15 protein-coding genes are annotated in these 13,738 nt (G+C 72.6%); 8 read left to right on the forward strand and 7 right to left on the reverse strand.

All coding sequences use genetic code 11. The features are described 5' to 3' along the window. Nucleotides 1-4: 4 nt before the first annotated feature. Nucleotides 5-970 carry an LCP family protein gene (locus DEI83_RS12315; protein ID WP_181431210.1) on the reverse strand — a complete coding sequence of 322 codons (966 nt, stop codon included), beginning with the start codon at nucleotides 968-970 and terminating at the stop codon, nucleotides 5-7. A gap of 162 nt (nucleotides 971-1,132) precedes the next feature. After that, nucleotides 1,133-1,552, reverse strand: a complete 420-nt coding sequence (locus tag DEI83_RS12320; RefSeq protein WP_111082246.1) for a MarR family winged helix-turn-helix transcriptional regulator — start codon at nucleotides 1,550-1,552, stop codon at nucleotides 1,133-1,135. 83 nt (nucleotides 1,553-1,635) lie between these two features. On the opposite strand from DEI83_RS12320, the gene DEI83_RS12325 reads away from it, so the two are divergent. Then, nucleotides 1,636-3,771, forward strand: coding sequence for an efflux RND transporter permease subunit (locus DEI83_RS12325; protein WP_111082247.1), 2,136 nt, complete (start codon nucleotides 1,636-1,638; stop codon nucleotides 3,769-3,771). A 12-nt stretch (nucleotides 3,772-3,783) separates the two neighbouring features. After that, nucleotides 3,784-4,434, forward strand: coding sequence for a GntR family transcriptional regulator (locus DEI83_RS12330; RefSeq protein WP_111082248.1), 651 nt, complete (start codon nucleotides 3,784-3,786; stop codon nucleotides 4,432-4,434). A 16-nt stretch (nucleotides 4,435-4,450) separates the two neighbouring features. Here DEI83_RS12330 and DEI83_RS12335 read toward each other — a convergent pair whose 3' ends face one another. Continuing rightward, complete coding sequence (locus tag DEI83_RS12335; RefSeq protein ID WP_111082249.1) at nucleotides 4,451-5,311, reverse strand: YdcF family protein; 861 nt, start codon at nucleotides 5,309-5,311, stop codon at nucleotides 4,451-4,453. A gap of 123 nt (nucleotides 5,312-5,434) precedes the next feature. On the opposite strand from DEI83_RS12335, the gene DEI83_RS12340 reads away from it, so the two are divergent. Next, entirely contained in the window at nucleotides 5,435-6,943 is a 1,509-nt protein-coding gene (locus DEI83_RS12340; protein ID WP_258371188.1) for an LCP family protein, read from the forward strand. 60 nt (nucleotides 6,944-7,003) lie between these two features. Continuing rightward, nucleotides 7,004-7,786: an endonuclease/exonuclease/phosphatase family protein gene (locus DEI83_RS12345; RefSeq protein ID WP_111082251.1), complete on the forward strand. Its 783-nt coding sequence runs from the start codon at nucleotides 7,004-7,006 to the stop codon at nucleotides 7,784-7,786. Nucleotides 7,787-7,841: 55 nt separating this feature from the next. Here DEI83_RS12345 and DEI83_RS12350 read toward each other — a convergent pair whose 3' ends face one another. Then, nucleotides 7,842-8,564 (reverse strand): hypothetical protein, encoded by a 723-nt coding sequence (locus DEI83_RS12350; RefSeq protein WP_146243335.1) that lies wholly within the window; start codon nucleotides 8,562-8,564, stop codon nucleotides 7,842-7,844. A 192-nt stretch (nucleotides 8,565-8,756) separates the two neighbouring features. Here DEI83_RS12350 and DEI83_RS12355 point away from each other — a divergent pair, with 192 nt between their 5' ends. Then, nucleotides 8,757-8,963, forward strand: coding sequence for a hypothetical protein (locus tag DEI83_RS12355; protein WP_111082253.1), 207 nt, complete (start codon nucleotides 8,757-8,759; stop codon nucleotides 8,961-8,963). 102 nt (nucleotides 8,964-9,065) lie between these two features. Next, on the forward strand, nucleotides 9,066-9,977 hold the full coding sequence (locus tag DEI83_RS12360; protein WP_111082254.1) for an SDR family oxidoreductase: 912 nt from the start codon (nucleotides 9,066-9,068) through the stop codon (nucleotides 9,975-9,977). 74 nt (nucleotides 9,978-10,051) lie between these two features. Here DEI83_RS12360 and DEI83_RS12365 read toward each other — a convergent pair whose 3' ends face one another. Further along, nucleotides 10,052-10,372 carry a hypothetical protein gene (locus tag DEI83_RS12365; RefSeq protein WP_111082255.1) on the reverse strand — a complete coding sequence of 107 codons (321 nt, stop codon included), beginning with the start codon at nucleotides 10,370-10,372 and terminating at the stop codon, nucleotides 10,052-10,054. 208 nt (nucleotides 10,373-10,580) lie between these two features. On the opposite strand from DEI83_RS12365, the gene DEI83_RS12370 reads away from it, so the two are divergent. Together DEI83_RS12370 and DEI83_RS12375 are read left to right on the forward strand one after the other, a co-directional pair. After that, nucleotides 10,581-11,273, forward strand: a complete 693-nt coding sequence (locus tag DEI83_RS12370) for a TetR/AcrR family transcriptional regulator (RefSeq protein WP_146241626.1) — start codon at nucleotides 10,581-10,583, stop codon at nucleotides 11,271-11,273. A 105-nt stretch (nucleotides 11,274-11,378) separates the two neighbouring features. Then, nucleotides 11,379-11,573, forward strand: a complete 195-nt coding sequence (locus DEI83_RS12375; protein WP_110903840.1) for a DUF2795 domain-containing protein — start codon at nucleotides 11,379-11,381, stop codon at nucleotides 11,571-11,573. Between the two features lie 120 nt (nucleotides 11,574-11,693). Here DEI83_RS12375 and DEI83_RS12380 read toward each other — a convergent pair whose 3' ends face one another. Together DEI83_RS12380 and DEI83_RS12385 are read right to left on the reverse strand one after the other, a co-directional pair. After that, nucleotides 11,694-13,196, reverse strand: coding sequence for a threonine/serine exporter ThrE family protein (locus DEI83_RS12380; protein ID WP_111082257.1), 1,503 nt, complete (start codon nucleotides 13,194-13,196; stop codon nucleotides 11,694-11,696). A 93-nt stretch (nucleotides 13,197-13,289) separates the two neighbouring features. Beyond that, the gene (locus tag DEI83_RS12385) at nucleotides 13,290-13,730 is read right to left on the reverse strand and encodes an OsmC family peroxiredoxin (protein WP_110825588.1); all 441 of its coding nucleotides are present in this window, start codon (nucleotides 13,728-13,730) and stop codon (nucleotides 13,290-13,292) included. Nucleotides 13,731-13,738: the final 8 nt, after the last annotated feature.

The raw sequence follows: 13,738 nt of genomic DNA on the forward strand, positions 1-13,738 counted from the left end.
GTGCTCAGCCCCGAGCGCTGACCGCGCCCGTCCGGTGGTGGGCCAGCCAGCCGTCGACGTCATCAGAGCGCAGGGCGATCGTCAGCGCGGTGAGTTCCCCTCGGTCCACCTCGACGTAGTCCTGCCCGTCGGGGCTGGTGCCACCGCCGGCGGTCGGCAGCGTGAACGTCTCGAGGTCCTGCGGTCGGACGGAGCGGAGCGACCAACCCAGGTCGACGACGGCCCCGAAGGTGAGACCGGGATCGACGGAGAGGTACTCGCTCGTCGAGGTCACGAACTGCTGCAGGGCCCCCGGGTCGGTCAGGGTGCCCTGCGAGAGCACCTTCTCGAGGAGTCCGCGGATGAAGGCCTGCTGGTTCCGGACCCGCGTGTGGTCGGCGTCGGCGAAGGCGTACCGCTCGCGCACGAAGGTGAGCGCTTCCGCTCCGTCGAGCTCGTTCGGCCCCGCCGCGAAGTGGTGTCCGCGAGCGTCGAAGGCCTCCGGGGACCGGACGGTGACACCACCGAGGGCGTCGGTCATGCCGGCGAACCCGGCGAAGTCGATCTCGGCCACGTGGTCGATCCGGACGTCGAGCAGCTGCTCCACGGTCTGTACGGTCAACGGCACACCGCCCCACGCGTACGCCGCGTTGATCTTCGCCCTGCCGTGGCCCGGGACGTCGACCCACGAGTCGCGCAGGATCGACATGAGGGAGACGTGCCGCCGGTCGCCCGCGATGTGCGCGAGCATCAGGGTGTCCGAGCGGCCGCCGATCGTCCCGTCGTGCTCGGGGTCGAGGTGTGCGCGCGAGTCCGACCCGATGAGCAGGACGTCGACCGCGTCGTCGGCGTCCGTCGGTCGGTCGCCGGTCGGGAAGGTGTCGTCCAGCACGGTGCGCCCGGCGTCGTACCGCTGCGCGAGTCCGCCGATGAAGGTGCTCACGACCACGGCGAGGACCACCGCGACGGCGGTGAGCGACCCGGCGGCCACGAGGACCGCCGTCAGCCACGCTGGTCGGCGTCGAGCGGACGGCGCGGTTCGGTGAGCGGGCGGCGCAGCGACCCGGCGACCGGACATGGGACTCCCTGGAGACAGGTCGGCCCTGATGCCGACCCATCCAGCGTCTCACATATCGGATACCAGCGCCAGGTGTCAGTCGTCCGGTCTCGACGGCCCGGCGCCTGCGAGGATCGCGCTGAGGCGCCGCCGGAGGTCGGGGTCGTCCGGCAGGACCTCGCGCTCGATGTGCTTCGCGGTGTCCCACATCGTGCGGCCGTGCTCGGTCACCGTCACGACGCGCCGCCGTCCGTCGGCGGGGTGTGGACCGCGCTCGATCATCCCGTCACGCTCGAGTCGCTCGAGGGTCCGTGACATCGTCTGCGGCTGCACGCGGGCCGTCCTGGCGATGACGTCGGCGCCCGTCGGACCGTTGCGGAGCGCGATGTCGAGTGCGATGAGCGCCGCATGGGGCAGTCCGATGGCCCGGAGTCGTTCGTCCCACTCGCGTTCGACGGCCCGTGCCGCTGCGGCCAGCAGTCGTCCGATCGGCCACTGCGCGGGCTCGTCCTCCATGCGGCGAGTCTACGGTGGGGGCATCGGACGACCTGGTGCGCCAGAGTGTTCAGCATGCTGACTACTCGTGTACGCTCGCCGTCGTGTCCCGCCTCCTCCGCATCGCGATCCCCGCCCTCGTCGTCCTCGCGTGGCTGGTCGTCGCCGCGATCGGCGGCCCCTTCGCCGGCCGCATCTCCGAGGTCTCGACGAACGACCAGACCTCGTTCCTGCCGGCGTCGGCCGACGCGACCGCGGTGCAGGACCGCAGCAGCGACTTCCGCGACGCCACCGGTGCGCCGGCGATCATCGTGCTCGAGCGCGACGGGGGGCTCCGCCCCGGCGACGGCGCCGCGGCGGAACGGGTCGCCGACGCACTCGGGGAGCGCGACGACGTGGACCAGGTCAGCCCCGCCATCCCGAGCGCGGACGGCGACGCGGTCGAGATCGTCGCGACGCTCACCGCCGCCGCCGAGCCGGGGAACGCGGTCGACGCGATCCGCACGGACCTCGACGCCGCACTGCCGGACGGACTCAGCGGGCACGTCACCGGACCGGCGGGCTTCACCGCCGACCTGACCGCGGCGTTCGCGGGCATCGACGGGCTGCTGCTCGGTGTCGCGCTCGCCGCGGTGCTCGTCATCCTGGTGGTCGTCTACCGGTCGCCACTGCTGCCGTTCCTCGTGCTCGCCACGGCCGTGTTCGCCCTCACCGCGTCGATCCTCGTCGTGTGGGCGCTCGCGAAGGCCGGTGTCGTCACGGTGAACGGGCAGGTGCAGGGCATCCTCTCGATCCTCGTGATCGGTGCCGCGACCGACTACGCGCTCCTCTACACGTCCCGGTACCGCGAGGCCCTCCGTGACCACCGCACCGGGTGGGACGCGACCAAGGCCGCGCTCCGGGGCTCCCTCGAGCCGGTCATCGCCTCGGGCGGCACGGTCGTCGTCGGTGTGCTGTGCCTCCTGCTGTCCGACCTCGACTCGAACAAGGCGCTCGGGCCGGTGGCGGCGATCGGCATCGTGTCCAGTGTGCTCGCCGCCCTGACCCTCCTGCCCGCGCTGCTGCTCTGCTTCCGCCGTGCCGCGTTCTGGCCGCTCCGTCCCGCGTTCGGCAGCGCCCACCCGGTGCTCACCGGACCGGACGCACGCGGGCTCTGGGCGCGCGTGGGTCGGCTGGTCGGCGGGCGCTCCCGGACGGTCTGGGTCGTCTGCACGGTCGGACTCCTCGTGATGGGCACCGGACTGATCGGCCTGCGCGCCGACGGTGTGCCGCAGAGCGACCTCGTGATCGGGCAGTCACCGGCGCGCGACGGCCAGACCGTGCTCGCCGACCACTTCCCCGGCGGCTCGGGCAGCCCCGCGCTCGTCCTCGGTGACGCCGACCGCATCGACGAACTCGCCGACGCGGTCGCCGACGTCGACGGCGTCGACGCCGTGAGCGCTGCTGCGCAGGACTCGCCGTCCGGCTCCGTCCCGGTCGCGGCGGGCAGCGCGGCCGGCGCCCCCTCCGGTGTGCCCGCTCCAGGGCCGACCGTGTCCCGCGGTCAGGTGCTCCTCGAAGCGACCCTCGCCGACCCGGCGGACTCCACGGCGGCCGAGCAGACCGTCCGCGAGCTCCGCACCGCCGTGGAGCGCGTCGACCCCGGCGCCCTCGTCGGTGGCGTGACGGCCACGGCGATCGACACGAACGACACCGGCATCCGCGACCGGACCGTCATCATCCCCGTCGTCCTCGCCGTGATCCTGCTCATCCTCATGCTGCTGCTCCGGAGCGTCGTCGCGCCGCTCGTGCTCATCGGCAGCGTCATCGTGTCCTTCGCGGCCGCGCTCGGCGTGGGGGCGCTCGTGTTCGACCACGTGCTCGGGTTCCCCGGCGCGGACCCCGCCGTGCCGCTCTACTCGTTCGTCTTCCTGGTGGCGCTCGGCGTGGACTACAACATCTTCCTCATGACACGCGTGCGTGAGGAGACCCTCCGCCACGGCCCGCGGGAGGGTGTGCTCCGCGGACTCGGGGCGACCGGCGGGGTGATCACCTCGGCCGGGGTGGTGCTCGCCGCGACCTTCGCAGCACTCGGGGTCATCCCGATCCTGTTCCTCGTCCAGATCGCCTTCGTCGTCGCGTTCGGCGTCCTGCTCGACACCGTCGTGGTCCGATCGCTGCTGGTCCCGGCGCTCGTGCTCGACCTGGACCGCCGGGCCTGGTGGCCCTCGCGCCTCTCGCGCCGACCCCGTGACATGTGACACGCTGATCGCATGCCAGTCCCCTCGACCCAGCCCGCCGCCGAGCGCAAGCTCCTCCGCGACACCGTGCAGGACAAGATCCGGACCGCGATCATGGACGGCACGCTCGAGCCCGGCGAACGACTCAACGACGACGACCTCATCGCCTGGCTCGGCGTCTCCCGCACCCCCATCCGCGAGGCGCTGGCCGAACTCGCCCGCGCCGGACTCATCGAGATGGCCCCGAACCGGTACACCCGGGTCGCATCGCCGTCGGCAGCGGAGCTGCTCGACGCCTACCAGACCCTCGGTGTGATCTACGGCGGTGTCGTCCGGCTCGCCGTGCCGCGCTTCACCGACGCCGAGCGCCGCAGGGTCGTCGGCACGCTCGACGACGTGCTCACCCGACTCGGCAAGGGGCAGCAGGCCGAGATCGCCCACGACGGCGCCGGCATCTACTCGATGTGGGCGGACGCCTGCGGCAACGCGTCGCTCGAACAGCTCTGCCGGTCGACCACCGACGGCCTCGCCTACAAGCTGCGCGTCCCGGAGATCGCCGAGGTCGTCCCGCCCGAGGTGGTCGCGCCCCGCATCCGGGAACTCCGGGACGCCGTCGTCGCCCAGGACCCGATCGCCGCTGAGCTCGCGATGGAGGCCGCGCACCTGCTGCCGAGCCGGGACTGACCGTGCCGCAGCCGGACTAGCGGGGCAGCGCGCCGGTCACGAGTGCGGCGGCCCACAGCGCGACGATCGCCGCGACGGCGCCCGCGTGCCACCACGCGTGCATGACGAGCACGGCGGCGAACTCCCGCAGGAACGCGCTCGGGACCGACTGCCGCGCGGTTGGCGCCCCGAGCACGCGGGCATCGAGCCCCGCGCGCCGAGCCGTGATCGCGGTGCGCATGACGTGGTAGTCGTTCGTCACGACGAGCGTCCGCCCGCCGATCCCGGCGTCGTGCAGGACCCTGCGGGAGAACCGGAGGTTCTCGCGGGTGTTCCGGGAGCGCGGCTCGCGGTGCACGAGCCCGGACGGGAGGCCCTGGTCGACGAGGTACTCCGCCATCGCGTCCGCCTCGGTCCGGTCCTCGTCGTCCCCCTGCCCGCCCGAGACGACCACCACGGGCGTGCGGCCGGCGGCGTCCGACCGGCGGAACACCTCGATCGCACGGTCGAGCCGGGACCGCAGCATCGGCGACACCTGCCCGTGCACGAGCCCGCACCCGAGGACGACGACCGCTTCGGCCTGCTCCGTCACGCGGACGTGTCCGTAGGCGACGGCCGCCCCGAGGAACACGAGGAAGGCGGCGGCGACGTACCCGGCGACCGCCACGACGAGCACGAGGGCCGCGGAACTGACCGGGGTGCCGAGGCCTGCGAGCACGACGACCAGGGCGTCGAGCGCCAGGAGCGCGACCCCCACCACCAGGGCGAGGAGCCGGGTGAGGCTGCGGGCGCCGCGGCGCAGGGCGCGGACACCGTTCCCGACCAGGAGCGCTGCGACCAGGGCGCAGCACACGGCGAGGACGGACAGGAGCACCATGCGACCGTACTGGGCGACCATGTGCGCACGGGCGCGCTGCGGCGGAGGTGGGCCGGGCCTCCCGGAGGGATCCGTACAGGTCCGTCCAGCTGCGTCCAGCCGGAATCCATGTCATCCGCGTGCCCCACCGTTATGGTTCTCCCCGTGACGAACGCACCCGAGGAGACCAGGCCGCGCCGTGCCGACCGCGCCGTGCCGCCCCGCCACGGGCGCCGGAAGCGCCACTGGGGGATCGTGCTCCCCGCGGTGGCAGGCGTCCTCACGATGGCCGTGCTGCTGAGCGGCGGGTACGCGGCGTACGCGTACAACCGTCTCGCGAGCAGCGTCACGAAGGTGGACGCGATCGGCAGCGCGCCCGCCGCGGAGGACGACGTCGACGGCAGGGCGATGAACATCCTGCTCGTCGGGGACGACCACCGACCGGACAACGCCACCCCCGAACAGCTCGCCGAACTGAGCACCGAGTCGGACGGCGGTGCGACCAACACCGACACCATGATCGTCCTGCACATCGCCGCCGACGGCCGCAGCGCGACGATGATCTCGTTCCCGCGGGACTCCTACGTCGACATCCCCGGCGTCGGCAAGGGCAAGCTCAACAGTGCGTTCCACTACGGCACCCTCGACGGTGGCGGTGACAGCGGCGGCGCGAAGAAGCTCATCGCGACGATCCAGGACCTCAGCGGTCTGACGATCGACCACTACGTCCGGGTGTCGCTGCTCGGGTTCTACGAGATCGTCAAGCAGCTCGGGCCGGTGAACGTCTGCCTCAACCAGGCCGCGAAGGACTCGTACTCGGGCGTCGACCTGCCCGCCGGGGTGTCGGAGCTCGACGCCAAGCAGGCCCTGTCCTTCGTCCGCCAGCGTCACGGCCTGCCGAACGGCGACCTCGACCGCCAGGTCCGCCAGCAGTACTTCCTGTCGCAGGAGGCGCGGAAGATCCTGTCGGCCGGCACGCTCCTCAACCCGGTGAAGACCACCAAGATCATCGACGCGATCGGTGACTCCGTCGAGACCGACCAGGGCCTCGACCTGCTCTCGCTCGCGCGGCAGATGAGCAACCTCCGTCCGTCGAACATCAAGTCCGCCACCATCCCGATCCTCGGCACCCCGACGGTCTACCCGAACGGGTACGCGCTGTCGGTGGTCGAGGTCGACACCGTCGGCATGCCCGCGTTCGTGCAGGGCCTGGTCGGCGAGGCGCCGGCGTACACGGAGGCGAAGGCCGCCGACCCCGCGTCGGTGTCCGTCACGGTGTCGAACGGCAGCGGTGTCACCGGTGCGGCGGCCGCTGCGAGCGAGGTCCTGACCGCGCGCGGGTTCCAGGTCGCCACACCCGGGTCCTCGGACACGACGGCGACGACGATGGTGCAGTACCCGGTCGGCCAGGAGGCCCAGGCCAAGGCCGTCGCGGCCGTCGTCCCCGGCGCGGTGCCGGTCCAGAGCACCACGGTGCAGGGCGTCACGCTGGTCCTCGGCACGGACGGGAAGACGCCCACCGCTTCGGCGGCGGCGCAGCCCGAGGCCCCGGCGCAGCCGTCCGAGCAGGCATCCGAGGAGGCCGAGGCGCCGCAGTCGTCGGAGGCAGCGGAGCCGAGCCCCTCGTCCACGGCCGTGCACGAGTACGGCCAGGAAGGCGTCTGCATCAACTAGCGCTCGCCCGCGACGGACGGCGGGCGGCAGTGCCCGGGTGCGCGCGGGTAGGTTCGAGGGGTGACCAGCACCGCGCGCCCGATCACCCTCATGACCTACAACATCAAGAACCCGGACCCGGCGCACGACTGGCCCGCCCGTCGGCCGGTCGTGCTCGACCTCATCCGTCGGCACGACCCCGACCTGGTGTGCGTGCAGGAGGCCTTCGACCACCAGATGGACGACCTCCGGGCCGGGTTGCCCGACCACGCCGACATCGGTCAGGGGCGCGAGGGCGGCACCGCGGGCGAGCACCCCGCCGTCTTCTACCGCCGCGACCGCTTCCGTCCCGCCGACTCCGGCTCGTTCTGGCTCTCGGACACCCCCGACGAGCCGGTCTCGAACACGTGGGGCAGCCTGTACCCCCGCATCGCGAACCACGTGCAGTTCCTCGATGCGGAGGGTCCGACCTTCACGCTGCTGACCACCCACATGGACCACGAGCGGGGCCCGCACGGCGACGAGGTCCGCGGGCGCAGTGCGGCGCTCATCGTGCAGCGGCTGTCGGTCGTCGACGGGCCGGTGCTCTTCGCGGGGGACTGCAACGAGCCGTTCGGGGCGGGTGCTGCCGCGCAGGTCTTCACCGACGCCGGCTACACGGACGCGTGGGCCGTGGCCGGGGACCCCGACGACCGGACGGCGTCGTACAACGAGTGGCAGCCGCCGGTGGCGAGTGGGGAGCGCATCGACTGGGTGCTCACCCGCGGGGTCGCCGGCGTCGACCGCGTGGTGATCGACCACGACGGGCCCGAGACCTGGTTCGCGAGCGACCACTTCCCGGTGGTGGCGACGATCCGGGTCTGAGCCCCACCGGCCCGCCCCGACCGGATGGGACCGGACCGGCCCTCGATCGGTCCGGTCAGCAGGTCCGTGTCGCGTGGACCGGCATCGGCGACCCGATGACGGTCACGGTGGACTCCTGCGTCAGGACGGACACGCCGTTGTCGCCGTCATCGTCGTGGTCGGACGGCCATCCGGGCGCGAGCAGCAGCTGCCACGCCTCGGCGTCCTCGGACCCGAGTGACTCACGCTCGTCCGCCGGGGCGTGCTCGATGCGGGAGCGGACGTCGTCGCCGACCTGCACCCCGTCCGGGCCGGACAGCTCGACGGGCGACCCGAGGCGTGACCGGACGTGGTCGCGCAGGATCCGGATCTCGACCCGGTTGCCGGCGGCCGCGGGTTCGCGGAGCGCTGCCACGCGGAGTGCGCCGCCCCAGGTCGAGGTCGTGCTCGCGGGGACACACCGGCCGGCATCGCCGACCGCGGTCTGCGTGCGCGCGGGTGTCCCGAGCAGGCGGTTGAGGACCCCGACGGTGTGCTTGGCGTCGCGCATCGACACGACCGACACGGTGCGGTCGTCGGAGCGCAGGACGATGGACTCGGCACCCAGCTCGACGGCGTCGACGGTGCGCAGCGCTGCCGCGGAGACGGGGCGCCAGCTCGGGACCGGGGTCGGCGTCGAGGTGGGCTCGGCCGCTGCCGCTCGGTCCTCGTCGTGACCGGGCAGGCGGTCGACCGACGCGCCACCCGCCACGAGGGCGAGCACCACGGCGCCGATCGCCATCACGGTCCTGGGGGTCACTCGCTCGACGCTAGCTGCCCGTGCCCCGGTGCACGACGGGTGTTACCGAAACGGGGCCGCACCGTCACCGGACCGTGATCTTCCGGTGGGGACGCCGTCACCCTCCCCGGAGTGCCGGGACGGGAGGCGCGACGCACCGGGCCCCGGGGGTCCCCCGACCACACGCGCCCGGCTTCGCGTAGCGTCGTCGGCATGGCGGAGTACGTGGTGGACAGCACGGGGGACAACGCGGCGCACGGCGTCGACCTCATCGACGGCGATGCGCCGCCCGTCCGGATGATCGTGCACGGGGACCTGCCCGACTCCCTCGAGCACGACGGCCGGACCTGGACGCGCACCGGCGACGCGGAGGACCAGGGCGACGACGCCCCGCCGATCTCGGTGTACCGACCCGTCTGATCGGCGGGACCCCGGCCGGCTCCGTCGGGGTCCATCCGGAGTGCGCGGCGGGGGACATCCGCCTGAACGGGAGCGGGTGCCCGGCTGCGTACCGTCTGGCGCATGACGGACCAGCGGATCGACCAGTACACCATGCAGGACCCGACGAAGCTCTACGCCGACAAGAAGCCGGACGAGCAGTACCTCGAGGGTGCCGGCACCGACGCCGAGATGGCGGAGAACACGCCTGCCGACCACGGTGAGGACACCTACCGCGGCTCGGGACGACTCGAGGGCCGCAAGGCACTCGTCACCGGTGGCGACTCCGGCATCGGCGCCGCCGTCGCCATCGCCTACGCCCGCGAGGGTGCCGACGTGGCGATCAACTACCTGCCCGAGGAGCAGGAGGACGCCGACCGCATCGTCGGCCTCATCGAGGCAGCCGGTCGCAAGGCCGTCGCGATCCCCGGGGACATCACCGACCTGTCGTTCTGTGAGCAGCTCGTCGAGACGGCCGTGCAGGAGCTCGGCGGCCTCGACATCCTCGTCAACAACGCCGGCAAGCAGCAGAACGTCGACGACATCACGAAGATCTCCGACGACGAGTTCGACGAGACGTTCAAGACGAACGTCTACGGCACCTTCCGCATCACGAAGGCGGCCGTCCCGCACCTGAAGCCGGGCTCCACGATCATCAACACCACGTCGATCCAGGCCTACGCGCCGTCGCCGCACCTCGTGCACTACGCGGCCACGAAGGCGACCGTCAACAACCTGGCCAAGGGCCTCGCCGCGCAGCTCGCGCCGAAGGGCATCCGCGTCAACGCCGTCGCCCCGGGCCCGATCTGGACCCCGCTGCAGCCGGCCGGCGGCCAGCCGCCGGAGGCGCTGCCCTCCGCCGGCGAGCAGACCTACCTCGGTCGCTGGGGCCAGCCCGCCGAGCTCGCGCCGGCGTACGTGTTCCTCGCCAGCGGCGAGTCCTCCTACGTGGTGGGCGAGACGCTGCACGTCGACGGCGGCATGCCGACGCCGTAGTCAGCGCTCCGGCGGTCACGCCGTGACGGACGGGAGGCCCGTGGCTCGCCAGCCACGGGCCTCCCGTCACGCGGTCAGCGCGTCCCGCAGGTCCGCGCCATCGTCTCGAGGAGCTCCCGGGCCGCGAGGGCGGCCGCCAACTCGACCTCGACCGGGTTGATGCCGACGGCCTGCTCGAACTCGCGGCGCCGGGCCTGCAGCGCGACCGGGACCTCGGGTCGTTGCGGCAGGACGGCGATCGCGGCGGCGGCGGCCTCGAACGCGCCGTCCGGCCGGCCGAGGAACTCCCACATCGTGCGGACATCGTGCGCGACCTGCTCGGGCGTGCTGCCGAACTCGAAGCCGGCGGAGGCCATCGTCGCGAGCCCGTGGGCGGTGGAGTCGTTCGGGGACATGGCGGCATCGTCACACATCCGGCCGGGACACGCACGCGCCCGGAGTGCCTCGGTCGCGTACTCCGTTGTCCCCCATCCTGCCGACCCCCGTACCGGGGATGCTCGCCGGTCCGGATCTACGGGAGGATCGACGTGCGGACAGGACGTCCGCACCCCCGGACGCTCCGGCCACGACCTGACCGTGCGCGTCCCGGACACGGAGGGCACGATGCTCGAGGACACCAGCGCCGACACGATGGCTGCCGCTGCGGCTGCGGCGACCCTGCACCTGCGGATCAGGATCGTGGGGGCGACGGTCGACCTGCTCCGTGACGTCCCGTTCCACGAGGCCCGTCCCGAGCACGTGGCCGAGCGCCTCGACATCAGCACGTACGAGCTGCAGCAGCACTTCCCCTCGTGGGACGGACTCGTCCTGGCCGCGGTGGACCGTTGGAACGGCGCCCGGATGGACGAGGTCACCCGCGAGGTCGGCGACGGCAGCACGGTCGACCTCCTCCGCGCGATCGTCGCCTCGAACGCCGAGGACCCGGCGCTCATGCGCCTGCTCGTCGCGCTCCTCAGTGTCGCGGGCAACCCGGAGCACCCGATGTCGACGTACCTCCGCTCGCGCTACCAGCTCTTCTTCGCGCAGGTGAAGCGCGGCCTCGAGCACGACATCGCCGTCGGGCGTGCACCGCACACGATGGACCCGCGCCGTGGGGCGGAGCAGCTCATCGCCCTGTACGAGGGGCTGCAGCTGCAGGCGCTCCTGCGCAGCGAACTCGACCTCGTGGCGGCCTTCGACCGTGCGGTGGCGCGGCTCGAGCGCGGCTGGATGGAACGGTACGAGGCCCACGCGCAGCGCCGGCTGTCGACCTGGTCCGACGTGTCCTGGTCGGACGACGACAACTGGTCGGCCTGACGTCCGTCGCATGACGCGAGTGGGCGCTGGCCGCTGGCCGCACCCGCTGGGTCGGTGCCGAGGTGCGCCCGGGTAGGCCGGGAGGCCCAACGGAAGGAACCGATCGTGGCAGCACCGAACCCCATCCAGATCCAGAAGTACCTGAGCGGCATCGACTACCCGGCCTCGAAGGACGACGTCGTGTCGACCGCCGAGAAGGAGAACGCTCCCGACGACGTGCTCGAGGCGCTCCGTGCGATCCCGGACGGCGAGTACGACGCCCCGACCGCCGTCTCCAGTGCGGTCTCGGACGCCAGCTAGCGGCCACGCCCGCGCCGAGCCTCGCGCTGGCGGACAGGTCCCGTGGCCAGGAGCCCGAACGATGTCCGCCGGAGCGAGGCTCGGCTGCGTGACGCGGTCTCCGGCGGCAGCGCGGGCGCGTCACCAGCGCGGGACGGACCCGTTCCCGGGGTCGTAGCCCGAGTCGCGGATGACCGGCATCGCGGTGGTGTCGCTGTGGACCGAGTGCACCTCCACCCGACGACCGCGACGGAGCGCTCGGCGGGCACCCGGCGTCGCGAACAGCCCGCCGAGGACGAGTCCGGCGCCGATCGCGAGCGCGACGGTCACGGCCGACCCGAAGTCGAGCACCGAGCTCGACGACCCGCTCATCACGTTGAGCAGTGCGTTCGACACCGCGACACCGGGGAGCAGTGCACCACAGAACGCCGGCACCGCGATCGCCGCCACGGCGGTCCGCATCCGCACGGCCGCGTAGGTCGAGAGCACGCCGAGCAGTACCGACGCGACGAAGGTCGCCCCGAGCAACGGCAGCCCGAACGCCTTGAGCTGCCAGAGCGCCGCCCCCGCCGCGACCGAGAGCACCACGGCGACCGGGATCACCCGCGCGCTCGCCTGCTGCACGAAGCAGTTCGCCCCGGCGGACACCACGGTCAGGGACAGCGAGGCCCAGAGCGGCAGGGCCTGGGTGACGATGCCCGACGGGTCGACCTCGAGCCGGAGCCAGTGGGTCAGCGCGATGCCGGCCGGCACCCCCACGACGATCGCCGCGATGAGCATGCCGATGGTGAAGGCCCGAGCCACGGCCATCGCGCGGAACCCCGAGATCGCGTCCTGCGCCCACGTGACGAGTTGCACGTGCGGGAGCAGGAGCACCACGAGCGCGGCCACCATCGTCGCCGCCCCGGTCGGGGTGAGCACGCCGGCCCCGATCGCCAGGGTGCCGATCACCGACGCCACGGCACCCTGCGCGCCGGACACGAAGAACTGCGGGTAGCCCCGCCCGGTCAGCCACCGCCCGGACACGATGATGCCGAGCATGAGGACGAACGCCCCGAGGCCGGCCCGCCAGCCACCGCCCGCCTGCATGGCGATCGAGGTGCCGAGGACCGACAACCCCACGTCGGCGAGCCACATCGGCCACCGCGGCGGCATCCGGAGCACCGCCACGAGCGCGTTCACGGCGCTGGTCATGTCCCGGTCGTCGTGGATGACGTCGTCGACGATCTGGTTCGCCCACGCCAGGCGGGCGAGGTCGGAGCCGTCCGAGCGGGTGCTGCGGACCTTGACGAGCGGTGGGCCGTCGGTGGGGGAGTACTGGATCGTCACGGCGCTGCCGGAGAAGTCGAGGTCGAGCGGTGCGAGGTTCCACTTCGTGGCGACCGCGATGACGGCGATCTCGACGCTCCGGGTGTCGGCCCCGGAGGCGAGCATCACCTCGGCCAGGTCGAGACAGAAGTCGACGATCTGCCGGGCGGAGTACTGCTCCCGCAGCGACCGGGTGTCCGGCTCGACGTGTTCGTAGATCGTGCCGCGCAGTCGGGCGCGGACGTCGCGCATGTCGTGCTGGGCGACGCTCCGGGCCCTGGAGTGCGGTCGGGGTGGACGGCCCGGTCGCGGGCCGGGGAGGAGCGGTTCGGCCATCGGACCATTGTGCATCCCGTCACCGGGGAGACGGACGCAAGGCCCACCCACCGACCCGGTGGGTGGGCCTTGCGTCAGGAGCGTGCTCGGTGCTTACTGCTCGAACGTGGCGTGCAGCTCGATGTCGACACCGGTGAGGGCCTTGCTGACCGGGCAGGTCGCCTTGGCCTCGTCGGCGGCCTTCAGGAAGGCCGCCTCGTCGATGCCGGAGACCTCGCCGGAGACGGTGAGGACGATGCCGGTGAGCTTGAAGCCGCCGGCCGAGTCCGGGCCGAGCGAGACGTCGGCCTTGACGTCGAGCGACTCGACCGTGCCTCCGGCCTCGCCGAGGATCGCGGAGAACTGCATGGCGTAGCAGGACGAGTGCGCTGCGGCGATGAGCTCCTCGGGGCTGGTGGTGCCACCGGCCTCGTCGGCGGCGCGCTTCGGGAAGGACACGTCGTACGTGCCGACCTTCGAGCTGGAGAGTTCGACCTGGCCGGAACCGTCGTTGAGGCCGCCGTTCCAGGCGGTGCGTGCGGTGCGCGTGGGCATGGCCGCTC

The sequence above is a fragment of the Curtobacterium sp. MCBD17_021 genome, assembly GCF_003234525.1.
Lineage (GTDB): Bacteria > Actinomycetota > Actinomycetes > Actinomycetales > Microbacteriaceae > Curtobacterium.

Bases quoted from the DNA above. Each gene is read 5' to 3' on its own strand.
- DEI83_RS12320 (WP_111082246.1), bottom strand. From the start codon at position 1,552: ATGGAGGACGAGCCCGCGCAGTGGCCGATCGGACGACTGCTGGCCGCA.
- DEI83_RS12330 (WP_111082248.1), top strand. From the start codon at position 3,784: ATGCCAGTCCCCTCGACCCAGCCCGCCGCCGAGCGCAAGCTCCTCCGC.
- DEI83_RS12335 (WP_111082249.1), bottom strand. From the start codon at position 5,311: ATGGTCGCCCAGTACGGTCGCATGGTGCTCCTGTCCGTCCTCGCCGTG.
- DEI83_RS12355 (WP_111082253.1), top strand. From the start codon at position 8,757: ATGGCGGAGTACGTGGTGGACAGCACGGGGGACAACGCGGCGCACGGC.
- DEI83_RS12360 (WP_111082254.1), top strand. From the start codon at position 9,066: ATGACGGACCAGCGGATCGACCAGTACACCATGCAGGACCCGACGAAG.
- DEI83_RS12365 (WP_111082255.1), bottom strand. From the start codon at position 10,372: ATGTCCCCGAACGACTCCACCGCCCACGGGCTCGCGACGATGGCCTCC.
- DEI83_RS12370 (WP_146241626.1), top strand. From the start codon at position 10,581: ATGCTCGAGGACACCAGCGCCGACACGATGGCTGCCGCTGCGGCTGCG.
- DEI83_RS12380 (WP_111082257.1), bottom strand. From the start codon at position 13,196: ATGGCCGAACCGCTCCTCCCCGGCCCGCGACCGGGCCGTCCACCCCGA.
- DEI83_RS12385 (WP_110825588.1), bottom strand. From the start codon at position 13,730: ATGCCCACGCGCACCGCACGCACCGCCTGGAACGGCGGCCTCAACGAC.